The sequence below is a fragment of the Streptomyces sp. WMMC500 genome, from assembly GCF_027497195.1.
Lineage (GTDB): Bacteria > Actinomycetota > Actinomycetes > Streptomycetales > Streptomycetaceae > Streptomyces.
On the sequence record NZ_CP114905.1, the window covers coordinates 291,868 to 312,416 of the forward strand.

Here is a 20,549-nt window from a genome sequence, read left to right on the forward strand (position 1 = left end):
GGCGAGGTGCGGATGCGGCTGCCGGGAGTACGGGCTCCCGCGCGCGATACCGGAGGGCCGCCCGGGGCTGAAATTGCGGGGGCCGGCGTAAAGTCAGTTCGTGAAGTTGATCGGGCGCGACAAGGATCTCGCCCGGCTGGACGCCTTCGTCGACCAGGACGCCGTCGAAGGGGGCGCGTTCGTCCTGCTGGGTGCGGCCGGCGTCGGCAAGTCCGTCCTGCTGGACGCGGCCGCGGCACGGGCGGAGGCCGCCGGCCGCCGGGTGCTGCGCGCCTCCGGGTCGCAGTTCGAGGGCGAGGTGACCTACGCCGGTCTGCACCAGGTCCTCCACCCGCTCTTCGACGAGCTGCCCCACCTGGACCCCGTGCACCAGCAGGCACTGAGCGTCGCCCTGGGGCTCGGAGAAGGAGCCGCCCCCGGCCAGCTTCTCGTGGCCAACGCGGCCCTGCTGCTCCTGTGCCGGGCGGCGCGGCCCGGCCCGCTGCTGGTGGTCATCGACGACATCTCCTGGCTGGACCGGGCCAGCGCCGTCGTGCTCGGCCTCGTGGCACGCCGCCTCACCGGCGGCGGGGTCGGCCTGCTCGCCGCGTCGCGATCCGGCGGGGAGACGCACTTCGACCACGGCGGCCTGCCGGGCTACGAGCTGCAGCCACTCGAAGAACAGCACGCGAGGGCCCTGCTGAATGCACACTTCCCTGCGCTGACGTCCCGGATCCGCCGGCGGCTGCTGGCGGACGCGGAGGGCAACCCCCTGGCCCTCCTGGAGCTGCCGGTGGCCCTCGGCAACGTCCACGGAGCGCTGCCGCCCGTCCTGCCACTCAGCGACCGTCTGCAGGCGGTGTTCGCCGCGCGGATCCGGAACCTGCCGGAGACGACGTACGACATGCTGCTGCTCGCCGTACTGGACGGCACCGGGGACCTGAACGTCCTCGACACCGGCGCGCTGGCAGCCGCCGAGCGGGCACGGCTCGTCAGGGTCGACCGGGGCGCCGGAAGGCTGCACTTCCGCCATCCGCTGATCGGCTCCGCGGTGATGGAGACGGCCACGAGCGGGCAACGCCACCGCGCGCACCGGCTGCTCGCCGAGCGCCTGACCGGCCAGCCGGAACGACGGGCCTGGCATCTGGCGGAGGCCGCTCAGGGCCCGGACGAGGAAGTCGCCGCACTGCTGGACTCCGTTGCCGACGCCTACCTGCGGCGGGGGGACAGCGTCCACGCCATCACGCTGCTCCTGCGCGCGGCCGAACTGAGCACGGACGATCTCGAGCGGGCCGGCCGCCTGGGCGTGGCCGCCTACTTCGGCGCGGTCGTCAACGGGGACCTGCGCGACGCTCCGCGACTGCTGGAGCAGGCCCGCAGGGCGGACCGGCGGGGCGAGTCGCTGGCCGCCGCGGTCGGCGGCGCGTACCACCTGCTCAACGGCGAGGGCGACGTGGACAGCGCGCACCGCCTGCTGGTCGGCGCGATCGAGATGCTCGACGACCCGGGCGACGCCCGCAACGAGACTCTCGTCGAGGGGCTCTACACCCTGCTCATGATCTGCTTCTTCGGCGGCCGGGCCGAACTCTGGGAGCCCTTCCACGAGGCGATCGACCGGCTCGAGCCGGGACCGCCCGAGCTGATGGACATCCTCGGCAGGACCTTCTCCGACCCCGCCCGTCTGGCAGCCCCCGTGCTCGACCGGGTCGACGCCGCGATCGCCGGCCTGCACCGGGAGTTCATTCCCGTACGCATCATCCGCATCGCCATCGCCGCCGCTTTGATCGACCGCCTGGGCCCGTGCCGCGAAGGCTTGTGGCGGGTCGTCCACCACGGTCGCGACGGCGGAGCCGTCACTTCGGCGATCGAGGCACTGTTCGTCCTGGGCAACGACTGCTTCTTCGTCGGGCAGTACGAGGAGCTGGAGGAGGTCCTCGACGAGGGGCTGGCGCTGTGTGACCAGCACGGCTACCCGCTGCTCTCCTGGCCGGGCGTCTACCTGAGGGCGATGGTGGCGGCGGTGCGCGGTGAGACGGAGACCGCCACGGGACTGGCCGACCGGATGGCCCGCTGGGCGACCCCGCGGGGAGCCCGGGCGATCCAGAACTACGCATGGCAGGTCAACGCGCTGGTGGCACTGGGCGCGGGCGACTTCGAGAAGGCCTATCAGCAGGCCGCCTCGATCAGCCCGGCGGGTGTGCTGGCCTCGCACGTGCCGCACGCGCTGTGGGCGATCACGGACCTCGTCGAGGCCGCCTGGCGGAGCGGCCGCCAGCAGGTAGCCGCCGCGCACGCCGCCGCGGTGCAGGGCACGGCTGTGATCTCGCCGCGGCTGGCGATGGTCGCCGGGGCCTCGGCGGCCCTGACCGCCGACGACGCGGACTACCGCCGGTTGTTCGACGCGGCGCTCGGCATACCCGGTGCGGAGCGCTGGCCGTTCGAGCACGCCAGGTGGCAGCTCCTGTACGGGGAGCGCCTGCGCCGGGACAGGGCCACCGCCGAGGCCCGCGTGCAGCTCGCCGCCGCGCACGAAACCTTCCGCAGCCTGGGCGCCCGCCCGTGGCTGACCAGGGCCAACACCGAGCTGCGCGCGACGGGCCGGGCCATCGGCCCGGGCGGGGCGGAGCTCACTCCCCAGCAGTGGGAGATCGCCACGCTCGCCGCCGAGGGGCTGACCAACAAGCAGATCGGCGAGCGGCTGTTCCTGTCCCCGCGGACCGTCGCCAATCACCTCTACCAGTCGTTCCCGAAGCTCGGGATCGCCTCACGGGCGGGGCTTCGCGACGCGTTGAGTCGAATGACTCAATCGAAGCCGCCGACCTGAAACGTAGGGTGGACAGCATGGCCACTCCGCGCACCGCTCTCGTCCTCGGTGGAGTATTCGACGGTGCTGGCCGGCGTGGCGTCCGCACCCTGTTCGGGCACGACGGCCACGGCACCGAGCTGTTCGGGCGCGCATCGGAGTGCGCCCGCCTCGACGAGGTGATCACGGCTGCCCGCCTGGGCGAGAGCCGCGTACTCGTCGTGGAGGGCGAACCGGGCATCGGGAAGTCGGCTCTCCTGGATTATCTCGAGAGCTCGGCGAGCGGCATGCGGACGGTGCGAGCGGCCGGTGTCGAGTCGGAGATGGAACTGGCCTTCGCCACCCTGCACCAGTTGTGCGCACCGCTGATGGAGGGGCTGGAGGAACTTCCCGCACCGCAGCGCACCGCGGTCGAGTCGGTCTTCGGAGTTCGGGACGGAACGCCGCCGGAGCGCTTTCTGGTCGGCCTTGCCGTACTGAGCCTGCTGTCCGCGGCGGCGGAGAAGGCCCCCTTGCTCTGCGTGATCGACGACGCACAGTGGATGGACGCGGCCTCGGCTCAGGTCCTCGGTTTCGTCGCCCGGCGGCTGCAGGCCGAGTCGGTCGCCCTCGTCCTCGGCTCGCGGCGGAGCTCCCAGGACCTGTTCGGACTGCCGGTGATGGCGCTGGGCGGGCTCGGGGCCGAGGACGCGCGGGCCCTGCTGAGCTCCGTGGCACACGGGCCGGTCGACGCGGAGGTCCGCGATCGGTTCGTGGCCGAGACCAGGGGCAACCCGCTGGCACTGCTGGAGCTGCCGCGCGAGCTCGCCGAGGCCGGGATCGCGGGCGGCCTCGGCCTCATGGACGCCGAGACGCTGCCCGGGAAGATCGAGCAGAGCTTCCTGGACCGGATCGAGCGGCTGCCCCGGCAGACCCGCCTGTTCCTGCTGGTCGCGGCGGCCGAGCCGGCCGGTGATCCCGCCCTGGTGGAGCGCGCGGCCGAGCGGCTCGGCGTCACACCCGCGACCGTTGTGGAAGACGGGACCGACGGGCTGCTGGATGTCGGAGAACGGGCGATCTTCCGTCATCCTCTCGTCCGGTCGGCGGTGTACCGCTCGGCGGGGAAGGAGGAGCGCCGGGCCGTCCACCTCGCGCTGGCGGAGGTCACGGATGCGCGGGCCGCCCCGGACCGGCGTGCCTGGCATCTCGCGTCGGCGGCGACGGCACCCGACGAAGCGGTCGCGGCGGAACTCGAACAATCCGCCGACCGGGCACGGGCGCGCGGCGGACTGAGCGCCATGGCGGCGTTCCTGCAGCGGTCCGTGGAGCTGACCGCCGACGGCTCCCGGCGCACCGAACGCGCCCTTGCCGCCGCCGAGGCCGGCCTGCGCGCGGGTGACGTCGACGTCGCCCGCCGGTTCGCCGACCTGGCCGCCCGGGACGCGCAGGACGAGTGGCAGAGCGTGCGAGCCCACCTGGTCCGCGGTCACGTCACGTTCGCGGCAGGCTTCAACGACGAGGCGCCGCCGATGTTGCTGGCGGCGGCGCAACGGCTCGAGTCCTTCGACATGGACCTGGCGCGGGAGACGTACCTCATCGCGTGGGTCAGCGCCTCGTACGGGGCCGGCGACCAGGACAGCCTCCTGGCGATCTCGCGGGCGATGATGCGGCTGCCACCCCCCGAGGGAAGCCCGCGCGCGCTCGACCTCCTCGTCGAAGGCCACGCGCTGCTCGTCACCGAGGGCCGGAAGGCGGCACTCCCCTCGCTGCGCAGTGCGGCCGACGCGATCGCCCGCACTCCCCCCAAGGAGACCACGAAATGGATCTGGGCGGCCGGTGGCTCGGCCGCGCTCCTCTGGGAGGACCGGCTCATGGTCGAGACGCACGTCCAGGCGGCCGAAGAGGTGCGTGCGGCCGGCGCCGTGTCCGAGTTCCCCGTCAATTTCCACGCGTGGGGCATCCCGGCCCTGATGAGCGGCGACTTCACCACCGGGTCCGCGATCGTCGCGGAATCCGAGGCGCTGGCCGCCTCGACGGGTGTCGGCAGCACCCAGCACACCAAGCTGCTGCTCAAGGCGCTGGAGGGCGACGAGGACGAGGGGCCCCGCCTGCTCACCGCCGCGATCGAGCGGGAAACCGCCAACAGCCGGCTCAACGGCATCGTCTCGGCCAACTGGGCGGCAGCGCTTCTCTACAACGGCCTGGCGCGGTACGACCAGGCGCTGCGAGCGGCCCGGGCCACGGCCCGGGGTGCCAACGTCGTCCTCGCCCAGTGGGCACTGCCCGAGGTCGTCGAGGCGGCGACCCGCGTCGGGGACGACACCACCGCGCAAGGAGCGCTCGATGACCTGGCAGCCGCCACGGAATCGTGCGACACCGACTGGGCCCAGGGGATCCTGGCCCGCTGCCGGGCGCTCGTGAGCCGGGACGACGACGCGGACCGCGCCTACCGCGAGGCGATCGAGCGGTTGGGCCGTACGATCCTGCGCCCCGAACTGGCCCGCGCTCACCTCTTGTACGGCGAGTGGCTGCGCCGTAACCGCAGGCGGGCCGAAGCGCGGCCTCATCTCCGGACCGCCCACGAGACGTTCGTGTCGATCGGCATGAGGGCGTTCGCCGAGCGCTCCCGCCGTGAGCTGCTCGCCACGGGCGAGACCGTCCGCAAGCGGGCGGGGACCGACTCGGCGGTCTGGCAACTGACGGCGCAGGAGAGCCAGATCGCCATGCATGCGGCGGAGGGCCTGACCAACCCGGAGATCGCGGCCCGGCTGTTCCTCAGCCCGCGTACGGTCGAGTTTCACCTCGGCAAGGTCTTCGCGAAGCTCGGTATCGGCTCCAGAACGCAGCTCGAGGACGCCCTCGCCGACAGCGGGCATGCGCACGGCCGGGCCTGCTAGCGGGGGCGGTCAGTACCCCGCCACGGCCCACGGGATGTCGCGTCGCGTCCGCCGCGGTCAGCCGGCGGTCGCGTCGCGTTCCAGGTAGACGCGGGCCAGCTCCACCCGCGACCTCAGGCCGAGCTTGCGGAAGACGTGCCGGACGTGGGTGCCGACGGTGGCGGGAGACAGAAAAAGCGCTTCTGCGGCCTGGCGGTTGGTCGCTCCCTCGGCGACGAGCGAGGCGACCCGCCGCTCGGCGGGGGTGAGCGCGTCCCAGCCCCGAGCGGCCGGAGGCCGCCGGCGCCGGAGCCCTTCCTTCCCGGAGAGGCGCCGCACCCTGCCGGCTTCGTTCTCGGCGCCCGTACGCGCGTACATGCGCTCCGCGTCTGCGAGCGGCCCGGCGGCGGCGTCGGCGTCGGACTTCAGGAGCAGCCTCCCGGTGTCCTCCAAGGCTGAGGCGAGAGGAAGAGGCATGGCGAGCCCGCGCAGGGTCCGGACAGCCCGCCGGAGCGCCTTGAGGTCGTCGTCCAGCAGCCCGCGGGAGTGATCCGCGACCGCCCGGAAGAACGGAAAGCCGGGGTTGAGTACGACCCGGCGCTCAGACTGCGCGACCACGCCCGCCGCCACGTGTCTCGCGCCGCAACGCAGCGCCGTCCGGACGAGCGCCGGGTCCTCGGCCGGGTCCTCCGACCATGCCGGCGATCCCCAGACGAGCGCGCCGTCCTCCAGCAGGGCCCGCACCCGGCGCAGGTCGCCCGTTCCGTCGGCGAGCCGGGCCGCCAGGCGCGCGCTCGCCGCACGCATCGGCCCGGTCTCCGAGGCGAGCGTGCGCTCGGCGTGTGCGGCCGCGCGCTGCGAGGCGGCGGGATCAGCCGTCAGCAGCCCGACCCGCCCGATCACGGACAGCGCCTCGAAGGAGACGGTGTCCCCGGCGCCTGACGCCTCGGCCGTCGCGAGCGCGGCCTCGGCTTCCGCCCGGGCCTCGGCCAGCCGTCCCGCGGCCAGGAGGAGGCGAGCGCGGACGGTGAGCCAGAGGTTCAGGCCCTGGGCGTGGCCCGGCCGCCGGGCCGCCGCCACCCCGTCGGCCGTCGCGCGCAGCCCTTCGCGCACCCTGCCGGTCATGCCGTACAGCGAGGCTCGCCACACGGCGGGGACGTACAGTGCGGAGGGCTCCGGCACGTGGGTGACGGCCTCGGCCGCCAGGTGCTCGGCAGCGGTGAAGTCGAGCCGGTGGACCCGGGCCACGGACTCGGCGGCCCGCAGCAGCGCCAGGGCCGAGTTGCTGCCGGCCCGCGGCACGGTGTCGGTGGTGGACGTGACCAGCCGCTCGGCCGCGGTGGCATCGCCGGTCAGCAGCGTGGCCAGGCATCGCAGGGCCAGCAGCGGAGCGCGCAGTCCTTCGGGTACGCCGTCCAGGCGGGTTCCGGCCGTGCTGTGCCGCAGCACTTCGGTGAAGGAGCCCTGGAGCGCCGCCAGCGCCGCGGCCAGCCGTACCCGCGCCTCCACGGCCGCGGGCAGCGGTTCCGCCAGGGCCGACTCGGTGAGTACCCGGCCCTCTCCCCCGCGGCCGACGCGCACGAGCAGAGGCAGAGCGTCCGCGACCGCTTCGGCATGGTGCGCGGAGCCGCCCGCGGCGGCGAGGGCGACGGTCTTCCGCGCCACCGCCACGGCGGTGTCGGGTGAGCCCTGGGCGAGGTCGGGCAGGGTCCGGCGCAGCAGCGCGACGAGCTCGTGGTCGCCGGGCTCCGCGGCCTCCGCCAGGGCCACGGCCACCTGGGCGGTCGGCGTGCCCTGCGCCAGGCTCAGCTCGGCGGCTCGCTTGCGCGTCGCCCTGCGGTGCGGCTCGGGCACCGTTTCGCGGATGGCTTCGCGGACCATGTCGTGCCGGAAGGTGAGGGGATCCGTGGGGGCGACGAGTCCGGCGTCGACGGCTTCCTGGAGGGCCCCGACGAGCTCGGCGGTGTGCCGCCCGCTGAGGTCGGCGAGCCGGGCGGCGTCCAGGTCGCGGCCGAGTACCGACGCGAGCCGCAGCACCTCCCGGGCGACCGGCGACAGATGCCCCAGGAGACGGTGGGCGGAGCCGTGGAGGGGGATCGGCGCATGGCCGGCGGCCAGATGTGCGACGCCGTCCGCCCTCGTGACGGCCCCCTCGGCCATGAGCCCGAGGACGGTCTCGGTCACCAGGAGCGGGCGCCCGCCGGTCTGCCCCAGCAGGTGCAGGATGCCGGCGCCCGGCTCGGCTCCGAGCAGGTCTCCGGCGATCCGGGCGACCGCGTCGTCCGGCAGAGGGCCGAGGCGGATCGTGTGGGCGCCGGCGCCGGCGAGCCCGGAGACGGTGGCCCGTACCCCTGCGTCGGACGCACCGGCGCGCACGGTGACCAGCCAGAGGATCGCGTGCCCTGACAGCCTGGCCGGCAGGGCACGCAGCGCCAGGAGCGTCCCGCCGTCGCACCACTGCAGGTCGTCGATGGCGACGAGCAGCGGCTGGTCCCGCGCGGACAGTCGCAGCTCGTCCTGCAGCGCCCGGAGGGGCCGGAGATGTTGCGCTGCCGGGACGGCCGGCGCCGGGAGATCGGTCGTCCCGGCGACGGGCTGTTCACCGGCCCCCAGTGCCCGCCGGAGCACGCCGAACGGAACCCCCCGCCGGTGGTGCTCACCGGTCGCGCCGAGAACGCGGACCGACTCGGCCCGGGCGATGGCCCGCGCCTCGCGCACGAGGCGGCTCTTGCCGTCTCCCGGTGCCCCCTCGACGAGGACGACGCCTCCGTGCCCGTCGCGCACCTGCCGGATCCGCTCGGCCACGTCGGCGAGTTCGGCCTCGCGCCCGCGCAGCCGGGGCTCCCTCCCGAGCTCTCCGCCGGCCCCGCTCCGCGCCAGCCGCATCGCCCCTCCCGTCCCCGTGTGCCGTGCCGCGCCAGAGGAGGCGCAGTACCACCACGGTGACCGGGACGATGCCGCGATCGCTTCAGGGAGTGCGTGGCCCCGGTCCCTAGGCGGGAGACCGGGGACACCCCGGGGGGTTGGGGCCCGGGGTCGCGGCTTGGTGTGCCAGCACGAGACGGGCCAGCTCCACCCGCGACCTGATGTCCCATTTGGTGAAGATGTGCCGCAGGTGGGTGCTGACCGTGTGACTCGACAGGGACATGTGCTCGGCGACCTGCTGGTTGGTGGCTCCCTGGGCCACCAGCAGGGCCACTTCCACCTCGGCCGCCGTCAACCCCCACCGGCCTTCCGCCGCCTTGTCGCTGGACCGGCGTGCCCGGCGTACGCCGAGCAGGCGCAGCCGACTCCGGACGCGACCCGCGTCACGGGCCGCGTGCGCGCCCTCGTAGATGCCGAGCGCGGTGTCCAGGAGAGCCACCGCGGCGGGATCACCCCGGTCGCCGAGGGCCCGGCCCGCGTCCTCGGCCGCCGAGGCGTGGACGAGGGGGCGTTCGGTGTCCGACAGGAGTGTGGCGGCGTGCAGCAGGAGGGCGGGGTCGTTCCCGACGATTCCGCGCACGTGGGCCGCGACGCCCCGGAGGAAGGGGGATCCGGGCCCCCACCCCTGCGCCTGCTCCGCCGCGGCCGCCGCGAGTCCGCCGTGCCTGCCGCGCAGCGCGAGCCGGGCGAGCACGACCAGGTCGGCGGGGTCGGCCGGAACTCCGGGCAGCGCGTCCGACGGGCGCGAGTCCCCGCCGATGCGCTCGACGAGTCCGACGAGGCGGGCCGTGTCGCCGCTGGCGTCGGCCGCCAGCGCGGCCAGCCACACGCCGGTACGGCGCACGGAGAGCGCCGCGGCCTCCGTCATCCGCGCGCCCTCGGCCGCACATCGGCGGATGCCGTCCCTGTCGCCCAGGTGCAGCGCCGCCCGGCCGAGCGCGTACCGGGCGGTGAGGTCGGCGAAGTCGCCGGAGCCGAGGTCGCCGGCCGCCAAGAGCGTGGAGTCGGCCTCCGCGCGGGCGGCGGCGGGACGACCCGCGTCAAGCAGGATTCGCGACCGGGTCAGGGACCACAGGAGCGCCGCGGCGGTGTGCCCGTTCCGGCGGGCCGCGTGGACGGCCTCGTCGGTGTCGCGCAGCGCCGCCCCCACCTGCCCGGACGCGAGGTGGACGAACGCCCGCCCGCAGTCCTCCAGCTCCCACGGCGGGTGCCGGACGGGTGACCGCGCGGCAAGAGCGTCGGCCCGGTCCCGGCACGCGCAGGCGCGTGCCGGATTCAGCCGGGCCAGCTCCACCCCGGCCAGTGCGGCGTGCGCGGTGGCCGCAGCCGCGTCGTCGGAGCTGTCCGTGGCCGGCCCGGTCGCGGCGACGGCCTGTGCGGCGTTTCCCGCATGGGCGAGATGCAGTGCTTCGAGTGCCGCGAGCCGAGCGCGCAGGGACTCCGGGAGATCCGGCAGCGTCAGCCCGATCCGGCACTGGCGGACCGCCTCGACGAAGGACGTGTGGCTCGCCAGCCGCGCCACGCTCAGCCGCAACCGGCCCTCGGCCTCCGGCGTGAGACGCCCCTCGAACGCCGTGTCGGCCAGCGCCATGGCCTCGGTGTACCGGCCCTCCGCGCCCAGGAGGTCGACCGTCTGGTCGATGGTCACGGTGGTGTGCGTGCCCTCCGGCCCCGCGAGTTCGAGGGCCCTGCGGTTCCATGCCACCGCCGAGGAAGGCGCCGTGGCCGCGAGGTCCGCCGCCGCTTCGCGCAGCAGGCCGACGGCCTGGAGATCGCCCGGCACCGCGGTCTCGGCGAGTACGGCGGCGACGTCCGTCGCCCTGTCCCCGTGAGCAAGGCGTACGTTGACCGCCCGCCGCCTCAGGTAGCGGCGCAACGCCGCGGGAAGTGCCTCGTAGATCGCCTGGCGGACCAGATCCTGCCGGAAGGTCAGGAGTGTCCCCCGGCGGGACAGGATTCCGGCGCCGACCGCCTCCGCCGTCAGCGCGGCGATCTCGTCCGGTGTGACTCCGGTCAGCGCGCCCATGTCCGCCGCGGTGAACGTCGGCTCGAGTACGGCGGCGACCTGCAGGCCACGCCGGGCGGCCGGCGACAGGTGGTCGAGCCGGTCCCGGACCAGGGCGTGGAACCGGCGGGGGAGCCTCTCCCCCGCCGTCGAGGCGACACCGTCCCGGATGGTGAGGAGACCTTCTTCCCGCATGCCCCGAAGCAGCTCGACGACCAGCCCCGGCACCCCCTCCGCGCGCTGTACGATCCGCATCACCGCTTCCCCGGGCTCGGCTTGGAGCAGGTCGGCCGCCAGCGCGTGGACGGCCCGGTCGGCCATCGGGCGCAGGACGATCCGGCCGTTGGCGCCGTCGCGCACCCGCCGCAGCGGGTGCACCGACTCGGGCGCGCCGTCGTGGGCCGGCCCCACGGCCAGGACCCACAGCATCTGCGAGGTCGCCGCGTCCTGCGCGAACGCGGCTATCACGCCGAGCGTCTCGGGGTCACACCACTGCACGTCGTCCAGGCAGATGACCAACGGCGCCCTCGCGGATGCCGCCTCCAGCAGTGGCCCGAACGGAAGCGTGAGGCCGGCACGTTTACCCGTGCCCTGTCGGCAGGCCAGACCCGCGTGGACGGAATGCGCCCGGATCTCCGCGAGCAGCCGGGTCTTCCCGGAACCGGGCGGCCCCTTGACCGTGACCACCCCGCCCGCTCCGCCGGCCAGCGCCGTCAGCCGCTCCCGCAGCGATCCCAGCTCGGACTCCCGACCGTGCAGCGGCAGCTCCCCGGCCGTGCCGGGTGGCGACGCCTGCGTGCCTCGCCCGCCGCCTGAGAGCAAGCTCTTCGTCTTCTCGACCGCCATGACTCCTCCGGGTGGCCCGTCGGCGAACGTACGTTGCCGTGGGACACACAGTGGCGCGAGACGTCCGGGCATCGCATCGGGGAGTGCCCCCTGGCGATCCCTCACCGGTTACGGGGGGCACCCCCGGTGTCCGGTGCCCCGTCCCCGGTGGTCACCGGCCCCCGTGGGCCGGGACACGGCGAGACGAAGAGCAGGGCCCGCCGGTCCCGTGGGCGGAACCCACGGCCGCCGGGGGCGTGCCGAGCCCGAAGCGGCGCCCGTCCGAGGCCGCGCGTCGCGGCTCGTCACGCACTCGCCCGCAGGGTGAGGCCGGCGACGAGGAGTTCCTCGAGGCCGTCGAGGTCACCGGTCTCGGCCGCGTCGAGGAACGCGCGGACGAGGCGCTGGTGCGTGGTGGTGTCCACCGGGCGGCGCCGATCCTCCGCCAGGTGGGCACCGGCCCGCCGCACGAGCTGCCGCGCGTAGCTCTCGCCCAGGCTCAGCAGCTCGGAGATCCTCCGGTACGGGTAGTCGAAGGCCTTGCGGAGCAGATAGGCGGCGCGCTCGGCGGGCGACAGCTTCTCCAGCAGCAGCCGGACCGTCAGGTCGACCGCCTCGTACCGCTCCGCCGCCGACCCGAGGTCGCCGCCGTAACCGGCCTCGGCCAGGAGCGAGGGTCCCACGGACTTCTCGCGACGGCGCCTGGCAGAACAGGCGACGTTGATGGCGAGCCTGGTGGCGGTCGTGGCGAGGAACGCGGACGGGTTGACGACGACCGAGCGGTCGGTGCGGGCCCACCTCAACCACGTCTCCTGAACCACGTCCTCGGCCTCGCCCACGTCCTGGAGGTACCGGTAGGCGATGGCGAAGAGCCGGGGGCGTACGGCGGCGAACGCCGACTCGTCCGTTCGGTTCTGGGCGGGAGGTTCGCAGGTCGAGATCATCCTGTCTCCACTGAGAGTGAGCGTCAGCAAGAGACCTCAGCAAACGTCGAACCGCGCCACCGGACATCACACGGATGCATGAACCCCCGTGACGAGGGTCCCGGGCCGCGATCTCATGCGTTCTTGCGATGTATCCCGCACCTGCCGGTGGGCATCTGGAACGTGCACAGGGGGCAGGGAGCCGCGGGCGAACGCCGCACCCTCGCAGAACGTCGTCTGGTACGCCCTCGGGGGGACGCACCAGAGGACGCAGCCGGCGGCTCCCGTCGACGGCTGCCGTCGACAGCGCCCCCGGCCCGGCCCCCCAGGAGGGGCCGGGCCGGGGGCTGGTCGTGCGCGGGCGCGGGTGCGAGCCGCGGGCGGGCCGGGCGGTGGTGGCTCGGGCACCGGTGTCACACGGTGGGCGACGCCCGGCGCAGCACCGCCTCGATCTCCAGAGCGATGTGCACGGTGTTGCCCACGACGACTCCACCGCCGTCCAGCGGCAACTTGATGTCGACGCCGAAGTCGCTGCGGTCGATCGTGGTCGAGGCCGAGAAGCCGGCGCGGGTGCCGCCATCGATGTCGGGCGCCGATCCGTTCATCTCCACGGCCAGCGGGACGGAACGGGTGACGCCCTTGACGGTCAGCTCTCCGTCGACCACGAAGCGGTCGCCGTCCGGGCGCACGCCCGTGGAACGGAACGTCCAGATCGGGTAGTTGGTGACGTCGAAGAAGTTGGCCGAGCGCAGGTCCTTGTCCCGCAGATCGCTCCCCGTGTCGACGGAGGCGGGGTCGATCGACGCGGTGACGGACGAATCGGTCACGTCGTCGCCGGTGACGATCTCGCCCGAGAAGGTCCCGAACCGGCCACGCACCTTGCTGACCATCATGTGCCGGACGGTGAACGAGACGTCGGAGTGGACCGGGTCGATTTCCCAGAGTCCCGCGCGGTAGCCCGGGATCGAGGTGGTGGCTGCCGTAGTCATCGGCTCTCCAAGAGATGGCGGGTGTCGACAGCTAAGACAAGACAGCCGCTCGGCCCCGTGACACGCCCGCCGCGGCCTTCTGCCCGCGCGGCCCGCTCTGTCACATCCCGCCGGCCCATCCGGTCGAAGGTGGACTCAGCGGATCGGCTACCACGCCGGAAAGGCGGGCCTCGCATGAAGACCATCGTGCTCATCCACGGGTTCTGGGTAACGCCACGAAGTTGGGAACACTGGGTCGACCGCTACGAGCGGGCCGGCCACCGCGTCATCGCACCCGCCTATCCGGGGCTCGAGGTGGAGGTCGAGAGTCTCAACGCCGACCCGGCGCCGATCGAGAAGTTGACGGGCGCGGCCATCATTTCGCACCTGGAGTCGGTGGTCGGCGCCCTCGACGAGCCGCCGATCATCATGGGCCACTCCGCGGGCGGTACGTTCACACAGGTACTGCTGGACCGCGGATTCGGCGCCGCGGGCGTGGCGCTGAACTCCGCACCGACCGACGGCGTGCGCATCGTCCCGCCGTCGCAGATCAGGTCGACCTTCCCCGTGCTGAAGAGCCCGGCGAACCGGCACAGGGCCGTGGGCCTGACGTTCGAGCAGTGGAGGTATGCGTTCACGAACACCTTCGGCGAGGAGGAGGCCCGCGAGCTCTACCGGCGCTACCACGTCCCGGCATCCGGGCGGATCGTCTGGGACAGCGCGCTGGCGAACTTCAAGCCCGGCCCGCAGGACACCCACGTCGACTACCGCAACGACGACCGCGCGCCGCTGCTGTTCGTCTCCGGCGGGGAGGACCACATCATGCCGCCGAGCGTGCAGCGGTCCAACGCCAAGCACTACAAATCGCCGGCAACCCTCACCGAGGTCGAGGTGTACGCGGGCAGGGCGCACCTGCTGCCCGCGCAGCAGGGCTGGGAGGAGATCGCCGATCACGTCCTGGACTGGGCCGTGCGGCACGCGGGCTGGCGCTCGCCCTCGGGAGCGTGAGGGGACCGCGTACCCCGAGGCGAGCCGGGATGAGACCCTTGCCCGATCGCGCACGGCCGTTCGCTAACATCCGTGCGCATGGCGAGACAGGGGTGGTGGCGGCCGGTGGCCGTGGCGGCGTTGGCGGCGATCTGCGCTTCCGGCTCGGAACTCCCGGACGCCGTAGCCACGGCGTCGGCCCCCGGTCCGCTCCCGGCCGACCGCTACGACTACACGCCGGAGGACTTCCGGCGAAGCCAGCGGGCGACGGCGCTGCTGGTGCGGCAGTGCATGGCGGAACACGGCCACCCGGACTTCCCGCTCGACCCCCGGTATCCCAGCGACCCGATCGTCGCGACCGCGGTGAGTACTGACTACGGCGCCGCCGACCTCGATGACGCCCGACGCTGGGGTTACGGCTGGGACCCGGCGGAATCCCCGGCCACTGCGCCGCGGGGCCGCCGCATGACCTCCGCCGAGTACGCGGACCACCCCGCCTGCAGCGCCGCGGCCAACAGCCGGCTGATGCGCGGGATCGACCTCGAACGGGACTGGCTCTACGCGAGCAGGCGGTCGTACGTCGTCGACAAGGCGGTCAAGCGCGACAAGCGGATGCGCGCGGCCTGGGACGAGTGGTCCCGGTGCATGGCAGATCAGGGGTTCACGCGCTACCGCTCACCCGTCGCGGCGTACACGGACGACGCCTGGCGGCGCGGCAGCGACGGCAACACCCGGCACACGCGGCGGGAACGGGCCACCGCCGTCGCGGATGTCACCTGCAAGCGCCGCCACGGTACGGTCGAGATCTGGCGCGCCGTGCGGGCCGAGAAACAGACCGCCGACATCGCACGACACCGTGACCGCTACGCCGCCGGGCTGGACGCGCTGGAGACGAACCGGGCCAACATCGCGGAGGTACTGCGGGAGTTCGCCTAGGTTCGGCCGTCGCCGTGCGCCCGCGGAGCCGCGCGCTCGCCCGGCCGCCCGGCACCGGGCGGTCCGGACGAGGTCGGATCAGGTGAGGACGGCGCCGTAGGCCGCGAGGATCTCGTTGATCGGCTGGACGAAGGTCGTGCCGCCCGAGGTGCAGTTGCCGGAGCCGCCCGAGACGATCCCGACGGCGAGCGCCGTCGTGCCGTCCCCGGTGAGGGTGAACACCGGGGAGCCGCTGTCGCCGGGCTCGCAGCACAGGGTGGTGCGGATGAGCCCGCTGACGATCCCGTCCGGATAGTTGACCGTGACGTTGAGGCCGGTGATGCCGCCGCCGTGGCAGCCGGTGGTGCTTCCGGCCATCGTGACGCTCTGGCCGACAGCGGGGGTCGCGGGGCCGGTGATGTCGATGATCGTGCCGTTGCAGTTGACCGTTCCGGGCCGGGGCACCGCCGCATTGGTGTACCGGACGATGCCGTAGTCGTTGCCCGGGAAGCTGCTCGCCGCGGTCGGGCCGACGGGCGTGGTGAGCGACGAGTTCGTGTACCAGGAGGGGTTGGCATCCGTGCAGTGGCCCGCGGTCACGAAGTAGTCGGCGCTGCTGACCCGCACGTTGAAGCCGACGGTGCAACGGCCGGCGCTGCCCCAGGCCGGCTCACCGCCCTGGAGGTACGGCCGGAAGGTGCCGGCGGTGCGCTCGAAGGTGAGGGCGTCGGCATGCGCGCCCGCGCTCCTGCGCAGCTCGGCTATCTCGGCGGCGGACACGCGCTCGTCCACCGTGACCAGGACGGTGCCGGTCGCCTGGTCGACGCCCCAGGCCGTGCCGACGATGTCGGCGGCGAGGACGGCGTCGCCCGCGGCTGCGAGTTCCGTGGCGCTGAACGTCCGCGGCGTGGCCTGCGCCGCCTGCGGGCCGGCAAGCCCGAGTGCGGCCGGCAGGGCGAGCACGGCCAGGGCGGTCAGTGCGGTCACCGGCCGCCGTAACCGCCGGGCGGTGCGTCTGAGGGCGTGGGTGCGGTCGCTGCTCACGTCTTCCTCCCGCGAGGAGTCGGAAACCTGGTGGGACCTACCGGTCATGACGGCATGTCCCTGACAAACAGGATTCTCCCACCGCACCCGGCGTTGCCAAGGCCGTCTTCAGGCCAGCCGTCGTCCGATATCCCCCTTCCGCGGCCCGCCGAAGGCCGGCGCCGTCGGACTCCGCGCCCGGCGCGACGGCCCGTCGGGGCGCGCGCCGGGCGCGGAGTCCTTCCCGGGCCGATCAGCCGGGGACGAGCCGGAACCGCTGGTGCGGCGCGAAGTGGCAGCCGTACTGCCGGATCTCGGTGCCGTCGGCGGAGTTGGCGCCGGTCACGTCGAGGCACTTCTCATCGTGCACGGGGCGGATCGCGTACTGCTCGGTCTGCACCTCCTGCAGGTAGAACCGCTGGTGCGGGCCGAAGTGGCAGCCGTACTGGGCGACGGCGACACCGTCCGCCGAGCTGGCGTTCGGCACGTCGAGGCACTTCTCGGAGAAGACCGGCCGGATGGCGTACTGGCCCGCCTGCACCTCCTGCAGCGTGAAGCGCTGGTGCGGCTGGCCGTGGCAGGCGTACTGGCGGATGACGGTGCCGTCGGCCGAGTTGGCGCCGGTGACGTCGAGGCACTTGTCCGAGAAGACCGGCCGGATCGTGACCTGTCCGGTGGGGATCGCGGTCGCGGATGCCGCCGCCGCCACCGCTCCGGTCGGCAGCAGGGCTGCTGCGGCACCGAGGGCGAGCGCGAGGATCGGCAGTCTGACACGTGGCAACGTGGTTCGCATGGTGTCTCCATCCCTGCGGGTCGACTGTGGCTGCGAAGCGAGCCGCATCCGATCGTGGCTCCCCGTGCTGTGCCGGCGATAAGCTGACGCTGAGTCGGCGGCGCGGTCCGGGCAGTCCGGGGCGGCGGCCGCTCGCGGGCGCGCGACTCCGGTCGTGGAGTTGACCGGCCGTACCGCCGGTGATCATTCGGCGAGCGGGGGGCTGACCGGAGGTATGGCATGCGGTTTCGGGTGCTGGGGCCGCTTCAGGTGTGGGACGGCGCCGACTGGTCGCTGATCCGCGCGCCACAGCAGCGGGTCGTGCTGGCGGTCCTGTTGACCGAGGCCGGCCGCATGGTCACGACCGATCGCCTGACGGACGAGATCTGGGGCGAACGCCCGCCGAAAACCGCGGCCAGTGTCGTCCAGGGGTACGTCATGCGCCTGCGGCGGCTCCTCGGCGGCGCCGAGGCGAGCCGGCTCACGAGCCACGACCGCGGGTACCGACTCGTCGTCGAGGAGCCGGACCTGGACGCCCGGGTGTTCGAGCAGCTCGCCGAGTCCGGCAAGCGCAGCCTGGCCGACGGCGACCCGGACGCGGCCGCGACCCGGCTGAACGAAGCGCTGGCGCTGTGGCGCGGGCCGGCCTTGGACGACGTACCGGCCAGCCGGACGGTGGCGGCGGAGGCGGCCCGGCTCGAGCAGTGCCGGCTGGACGCGGTGGATGCCCGGCTCGGCACGGACCTGGCGCTCGGCCGGCACGCCGACGTCGTCGGCGAACTGCGTCGCCTGGTCGGCGAGCATCCGCTGCGGGAGGACCTGCGTGCGCAGTTCATGCTGGCGCTGTACCGGTGCGGGCGGCGCGCCGAGGCGCTGGAGGTCTACCGCGGAGGGCGCCGGCTGCTGGTGGACGAACTCGGCATGGAGCCCGGCCCGAGGCTGCGCGAGCTGGAGCAGGCGATGCTCTCGGACGACCCGCGGCTGGCGGCTCCGGCCCGGGAGCCGGCCGCCGGCGCCACCGCCACCGCCGGCGCGAGGGGCCGGGTGGCGCTGCGCCAGGCACCCGCCGACGTGGCCGGCTTCACCGGGCGGGACGCCGAGTTGCGCCGGCTGGACGCGCTCCTGCCGGGCGGTGACGGCCCCTCCCACGGCGGGCCGGGGGCGGCGGAGCTGGTCGTCTGCACCATCGCCGGCCCGGCCGGGGTCGGCAAGACCGCCCTCGCCGTGCGCTGGGCGCACCGGGTCGAGGACAGGTTCCCCGACGGCCAGCTCTACGTGAACCTGCGGGGCTACGCCGCCGGCGCGCCGTTACGGCCACTGGACGCACTGGCGAGGTTCCTCGGCGCGCTCGGCGTACGGGCCGCCGAGGTCCCGGTGGAGCAGGAGGAGGCCGCCGCGCTGTACCGCAGTCTGCTGGCCGCCAAGCGGATGCTGGTGTTGCTGGACAACGCCCAACACGCGGACCAGGTACGGCCCTTGCTCCCCGGCAGTGGCGACAGCCTGGTCCTCGTCACCAGCCGGGACCAGTTCGGCGGGCTGGTCGCACGGGAAGGCGCGGTGCCGCTGACCCTCGACGTGCTGGCCGCGGCCGAGGCACGGGCCCTGCTGGTGCGCTTGCTTGGCCCGGACCGGGTGAGGGGGGAATCGGCGGCGGTGGCGGAGCTGGCCCGGCTGTGCGGTCACCTTCCGCTGGCACTGCGCATCGCCGCCGCCAACATACTGACGCACCCCGGGCTGAGCATCGAGGACTTCACCGAGCGGCTGCGCACCGGCGACCGGCTCGCCATGCTGGAGGTGCACGGCGACGCACAGGCCGCCGTGCGCGGGACCTTCGACCTGTCGTACTTCGCCCTGCAACCCGAGAGCCGGCGGCTGTTCCGGCTGCTGGGCCTGGTGCCGGGGCCCGACATCGCCGCCGAGGGCGCCGCCGCGCTGGCCGGCCTGACGCCGTCGTCGGCGGCGCACCTGCTGAACGGGCTGGTCCGCACCCACCTGGTCGAGCAGCCGGTGCCCGGCCGGTACGCACTCCACGACCTGCTGCGCCTCTACGCCGCGGAACGGGCCGCCGAGGAGGAGTCCGACGCCGACCGGCGGGCGGCACTCGGGCGGCTCTTCGGCCACTACCTGTCCCGGGTGGACGCGACGGCCCAGGTGCTCTACCCGGACAAGCTGCGGCTGCCGCCGCCCGAGACCGACCGCCCGCGGGCCGACGCCCCGTTCGCAGACCAGGACCGGGCGTCGGCCTGGATCGAGGCGGAGCGGCCCAATCTCACGGCCGCGGTGCACCACGCCGCCGGGCACGGTCCGCAGGCCGCCGGATGGCGGCTCGCCGACTCCCTGCGCGGCTACTTCGACCTTCGGCGGGACACGGTGGACTGGCCGGCCGTCGCCCGCTCCGGGCTGCAGTGCGCCGAGGCCGACGGCGACCGGCGCGCCCAGGGCGCCGCGCATCTGAGCCTGGCGCTGTTCCACTGGAACCAGGCCCAGTACCGGCCGGCCATCGACCACTACACCCGGGCGAAGGACCTCGGCCGCGAGACCGGCTGGCTCGACGGCCACGCGACCGCGCTGGCCAACCTCGGCATCGTCTACCACGAGCTGGGGCACCTGCAGCAGGCCGCGGAGCACTACCGCGAGGCCCTCGCGATCCACCAGCGGACCGGCTACCTCGCCGGACAGGGCAGCCACCTCGGCAACCTCGGCGAGTGCTACCACGTTCTCGGACGTCTGGACGACGCCCTGGCCGCGCTGACCGAGGCCCGGGACCTGCGCCGGAAGGTGGGCGCCCGAGCGCCGGAGGCGGACGCGCTGCGGGTGCTCGCCGCGGTCCACCGGGACGCCGGGCGCCAGGCCCGGGCACTCGAACTCGCCGACGCCGCGGTCGCGCTCGCCCGCGGCATCGGCGACCTGCGCTTCCAGGCCGACGCCCTGAACACCCTGGCCACCATCCGCCACCGCCTCGGCCACCATCCGCAGGCCATCGCCGACCACCGCGAAGCGCTGCGGATCGCCCGGGACATCGGCAGCGGCTACGCCGAGGCGGAGGCCCTGATCGGCCTGGCCGCCGCGCACCGGCACACCGGCGACCCCCGGCGCGCGGCCGACGAGGCCGGCGAGGCCCTCGACATCGCCCGCCGGACGGAGTCGCGGCTGTTGGAGGGCCAGTGCCTCACCGGCCTCGCCGCCGTCCACCTCGACCGGGGCGACCACGAGGCGGCCGTCGACCACGCACGCCAGGCGCTGACGATCCACACGGAGACGGGCCACCGCCTGGGACAGGCCCGCGCCCACCTCGTCGCACACCACGCGCTGCGCGCCTGCGAACGCCCGGACCAGAGCCACGAACACCGGGCCCTGGCACTGTTCACCGAGATCGGCGCGGACTGGCGGGACCACGCCAGAACACTGATCCGCCAGGCATAGCCCCGACGGGCGCCGCCGGGTGGGCGAGCCGTTCACGGGTCTCGGGCCGGGAGACCAGGTCGAGGAAGTCGCGGTATCGGAGCGGACGGCGGCGCGCTCCGGCAGGGTGTGACCGACGCCAACCGTGAGCTGTAAAAGCCCGCCGG

General features: G+C 74.1%; 11 protein-coding genes. 5 read left to right on the forward strand and 6 right to left on the reverse strand.

The genetic code is table 11. The features are described from left to right. Window positions 1-100 precede the first annotated feature (100 nt). Window positions 101-2,803, forward strand: a complete 2,703-nt coding sequence (locus O7599_RS01260) for a LuxR family transcriptional regulator (protein WP_281620177.1) — start codon at window positions 101-103, stop codon at window positions 2,801-2,803. A 17-nt stretch (window positions 2,804-2,820) separates the two neighbouring features. After that, window positions 2,821-5,658 carry a LuxR family transcriptional regulator gene (locus O7599_RS01265; protein WP_281620178.1) on the forward strand — a complete coding sequence of 946 codons (2,838 nt, stop codon included), beginning with the start codon at window positions 2,821-2,823 and terminating at the stop codon, window positions 5,656-5,658. 57 nt (window positions 5,659-5,715) lie between these two features. Here O7599_RS01265 and O7599_RS01270 read toward each other — a convergent pair whose 3' ends face one another. From O7599_RS01270 to O7599_RS01285, 4 genes are all read right to left on the reverse strand, one after another. After that, window positions 5,716-8,523: a LuxR family transcriptional regulator gene (locus O7599_RS01270; RefSeq protein ID WP_281620179.1), complete on the reverse strand. Its 2,808-nt coding sequence runs from the start codon at window positions 8,521-8,523 to the stop codon at window positions 5,716-5,718. A gap of 106 nt (window positions 8,524-8,629) precedes the next feature. Then, window positions 8,630-11,413, reverse strand: a complete 2,784-nt coding sequence (locus tag O7599_RS01275) for a LuxR family transcriptional regulator (RefSeq protein ID WP_281620180.1) — start codon at window positions 11,411-11,413, stop codon at window positions 8,630-8,632. A gap of 284 nt (window positions 11,414-11,697) precedes the next feature. After that, window positions 11,698-12,336 (reverse strand): sigma-70 family RNA polymerase sigma factor, encoded by a 639-nt coding sequence (locus tag O7599_RS01280; RefSeq protein ID WP_281620181.1) that lies wholly within the window; start codon window positions 12,334-12,336, stop codon window positions 11,698-11,700. Window positions 12,337-12,728: 392 nt separating this feature from the next. Beyond that, window positions 12,729-13,304 (reverse strand): YceI family protein, encoded by a 576-nt coding sequence (locus tag O7599_RS01285; RefSeq protein ID WP_281620182.1) that lies wholly within the window; start codon window positions 13,302-13,304, stop codon window positions 12,729-12,731. 174 nt (window positions 13,305-13,478) lie between these two features. Between O7599_RS01285 and O7599_RS01290 the strand changes: the two genes are divergently transcribed. Beyond that, window positions 13,479-14,291 (forward strand): alpha/beta hydrolase, encoded by an 813-nt coding sequence (locus O7599_RS01290; RefSeq protein WP_281620183.1) that lies wholly within the window; start codon window positions 13,479-13,481, stop codon window positions 14,289-14,291. A 78-nt stretch (window positions 14,292-14,369) separates the two neighbouring features. Next, window positions 14,370-15,206, forward strand: a complete 837-nt coding sequence (locus O7599_RS01295; protein WP_281620184.1) for a hypothetical protein — start codon at window positions 14,370-14,372, stop codon at window positions 15,204-15,206. Between the two features lie 78 nt (window positions 15,207-15,284). Here O7599_RS01295 and O7599_RS01300 read toward each other — a convergent pair whose 3' ends face one another. Then, complete coding sequence (locus O7599_RS01300; protein WP_281620185.1) at window positions 15,285-16,229, reverse strand: S1 family peptidase; 945 nt, start codon at window positions 16,227-16,229, stop codon at window positions 15,285-15,287. A 232-nt stretch (window positions 16,230-16,461) separates the two neighbouring features. Then, window positions 16,462-17,001, reverse strand: a complete 540-nt coding sequence (locus O7599_RS01305) for an RICIN domain-containing protein (RefSeq protein ID WP_281620186.1) — start codon at window positions 16,999-17,001, stop codon at window positions 16,462-16,464. 219 nt (window positions 17,002-17,220) lie between these two features. Between O7599_RS01305 and O7599_RS01310 the strand changes: the two genes are divergently transcribed. Continuing rightward, window positions 17,221-20,403 (forward strand): BTAD domain-containing putative transcriptional regulator, encoded by a 3,183-nt coding sequence (locus tag O7599_RS01310; RefSeq protein WP_281620187.1) that lies wholly within the window; start codon window positions 17,221-17,223, stop codon window positions 20,401-20,403. The last annotated feature ends 146 nt before the right edge of the window (window positions 20,404-20,549 follow it).

Bases quoted from the DNA above. Each gene is read 5' to 3' on its own strand.
- O7599_RS01305 (WP_281620186.1), bottom strand. From the start codon at position 17,001: ATGCGAACCACGTTGCCACGTGTCAGACTGCCGATCCTCGCGCTCGCC.
- O7599_RS01285 (WP_281620182.1), bottom strand. From the start codon at position 13,304: ATGACTACGGCAGCCACCACCTCGATCCCGGGCTACCGCGCGGGACTC.
- O7599_RS01270 (WP_281620179.1), bottom strand. From the start codon at position 8,523: ATGCGGCTGGCGCGGAGCGGGGCCGGCGGAGAGCTCGGGAGGGAGCCC.
- O7599_RS01310 (WP_281620187.1), top strand. From the start codon at position 17,221: ATGCGGTTTCGGGTGCTGGGGCCGCTTCAGGTGTGGGACGGCGCCGAC.
- O7599_RS01265 (WP_281620178.1), top strand. From the start codon at position 2,821: ATGGCCACTCCGCGCACCGCTCTCGTCCTCGGTGGAGTATTCGACGGT.
- O7599_RS01290 (WP_281620183.1), top strand. From the start codon at position 13,479: ATGAAGACCATCGTGCTCATCCACGGGTTCTGGGTAACGCCACGAAGT.
- O7599_RS01280 (WP_281620181.1), bottom strand. From the start codon at position 12,336: ATGATCTCGACCTGCGAACCTCCCGCCCAGAACCGAACGGACGAGTCG.
- O7599_RS01275 (WP_281620180.1), bottom strand. From the start codon at position 11,413: ATGGCGGTCGAGAAGACGAAGAGCTTGCTCTCAGGCGGCGGGCGAGGC.
- O7599_RS01295 (WP_281620184.1), top strand. From the start codon at position 14,370: ATGGCGAGACAGGGGTGGTGGCGGCCGGTGGCCGTGGCGGCGTTGGCG.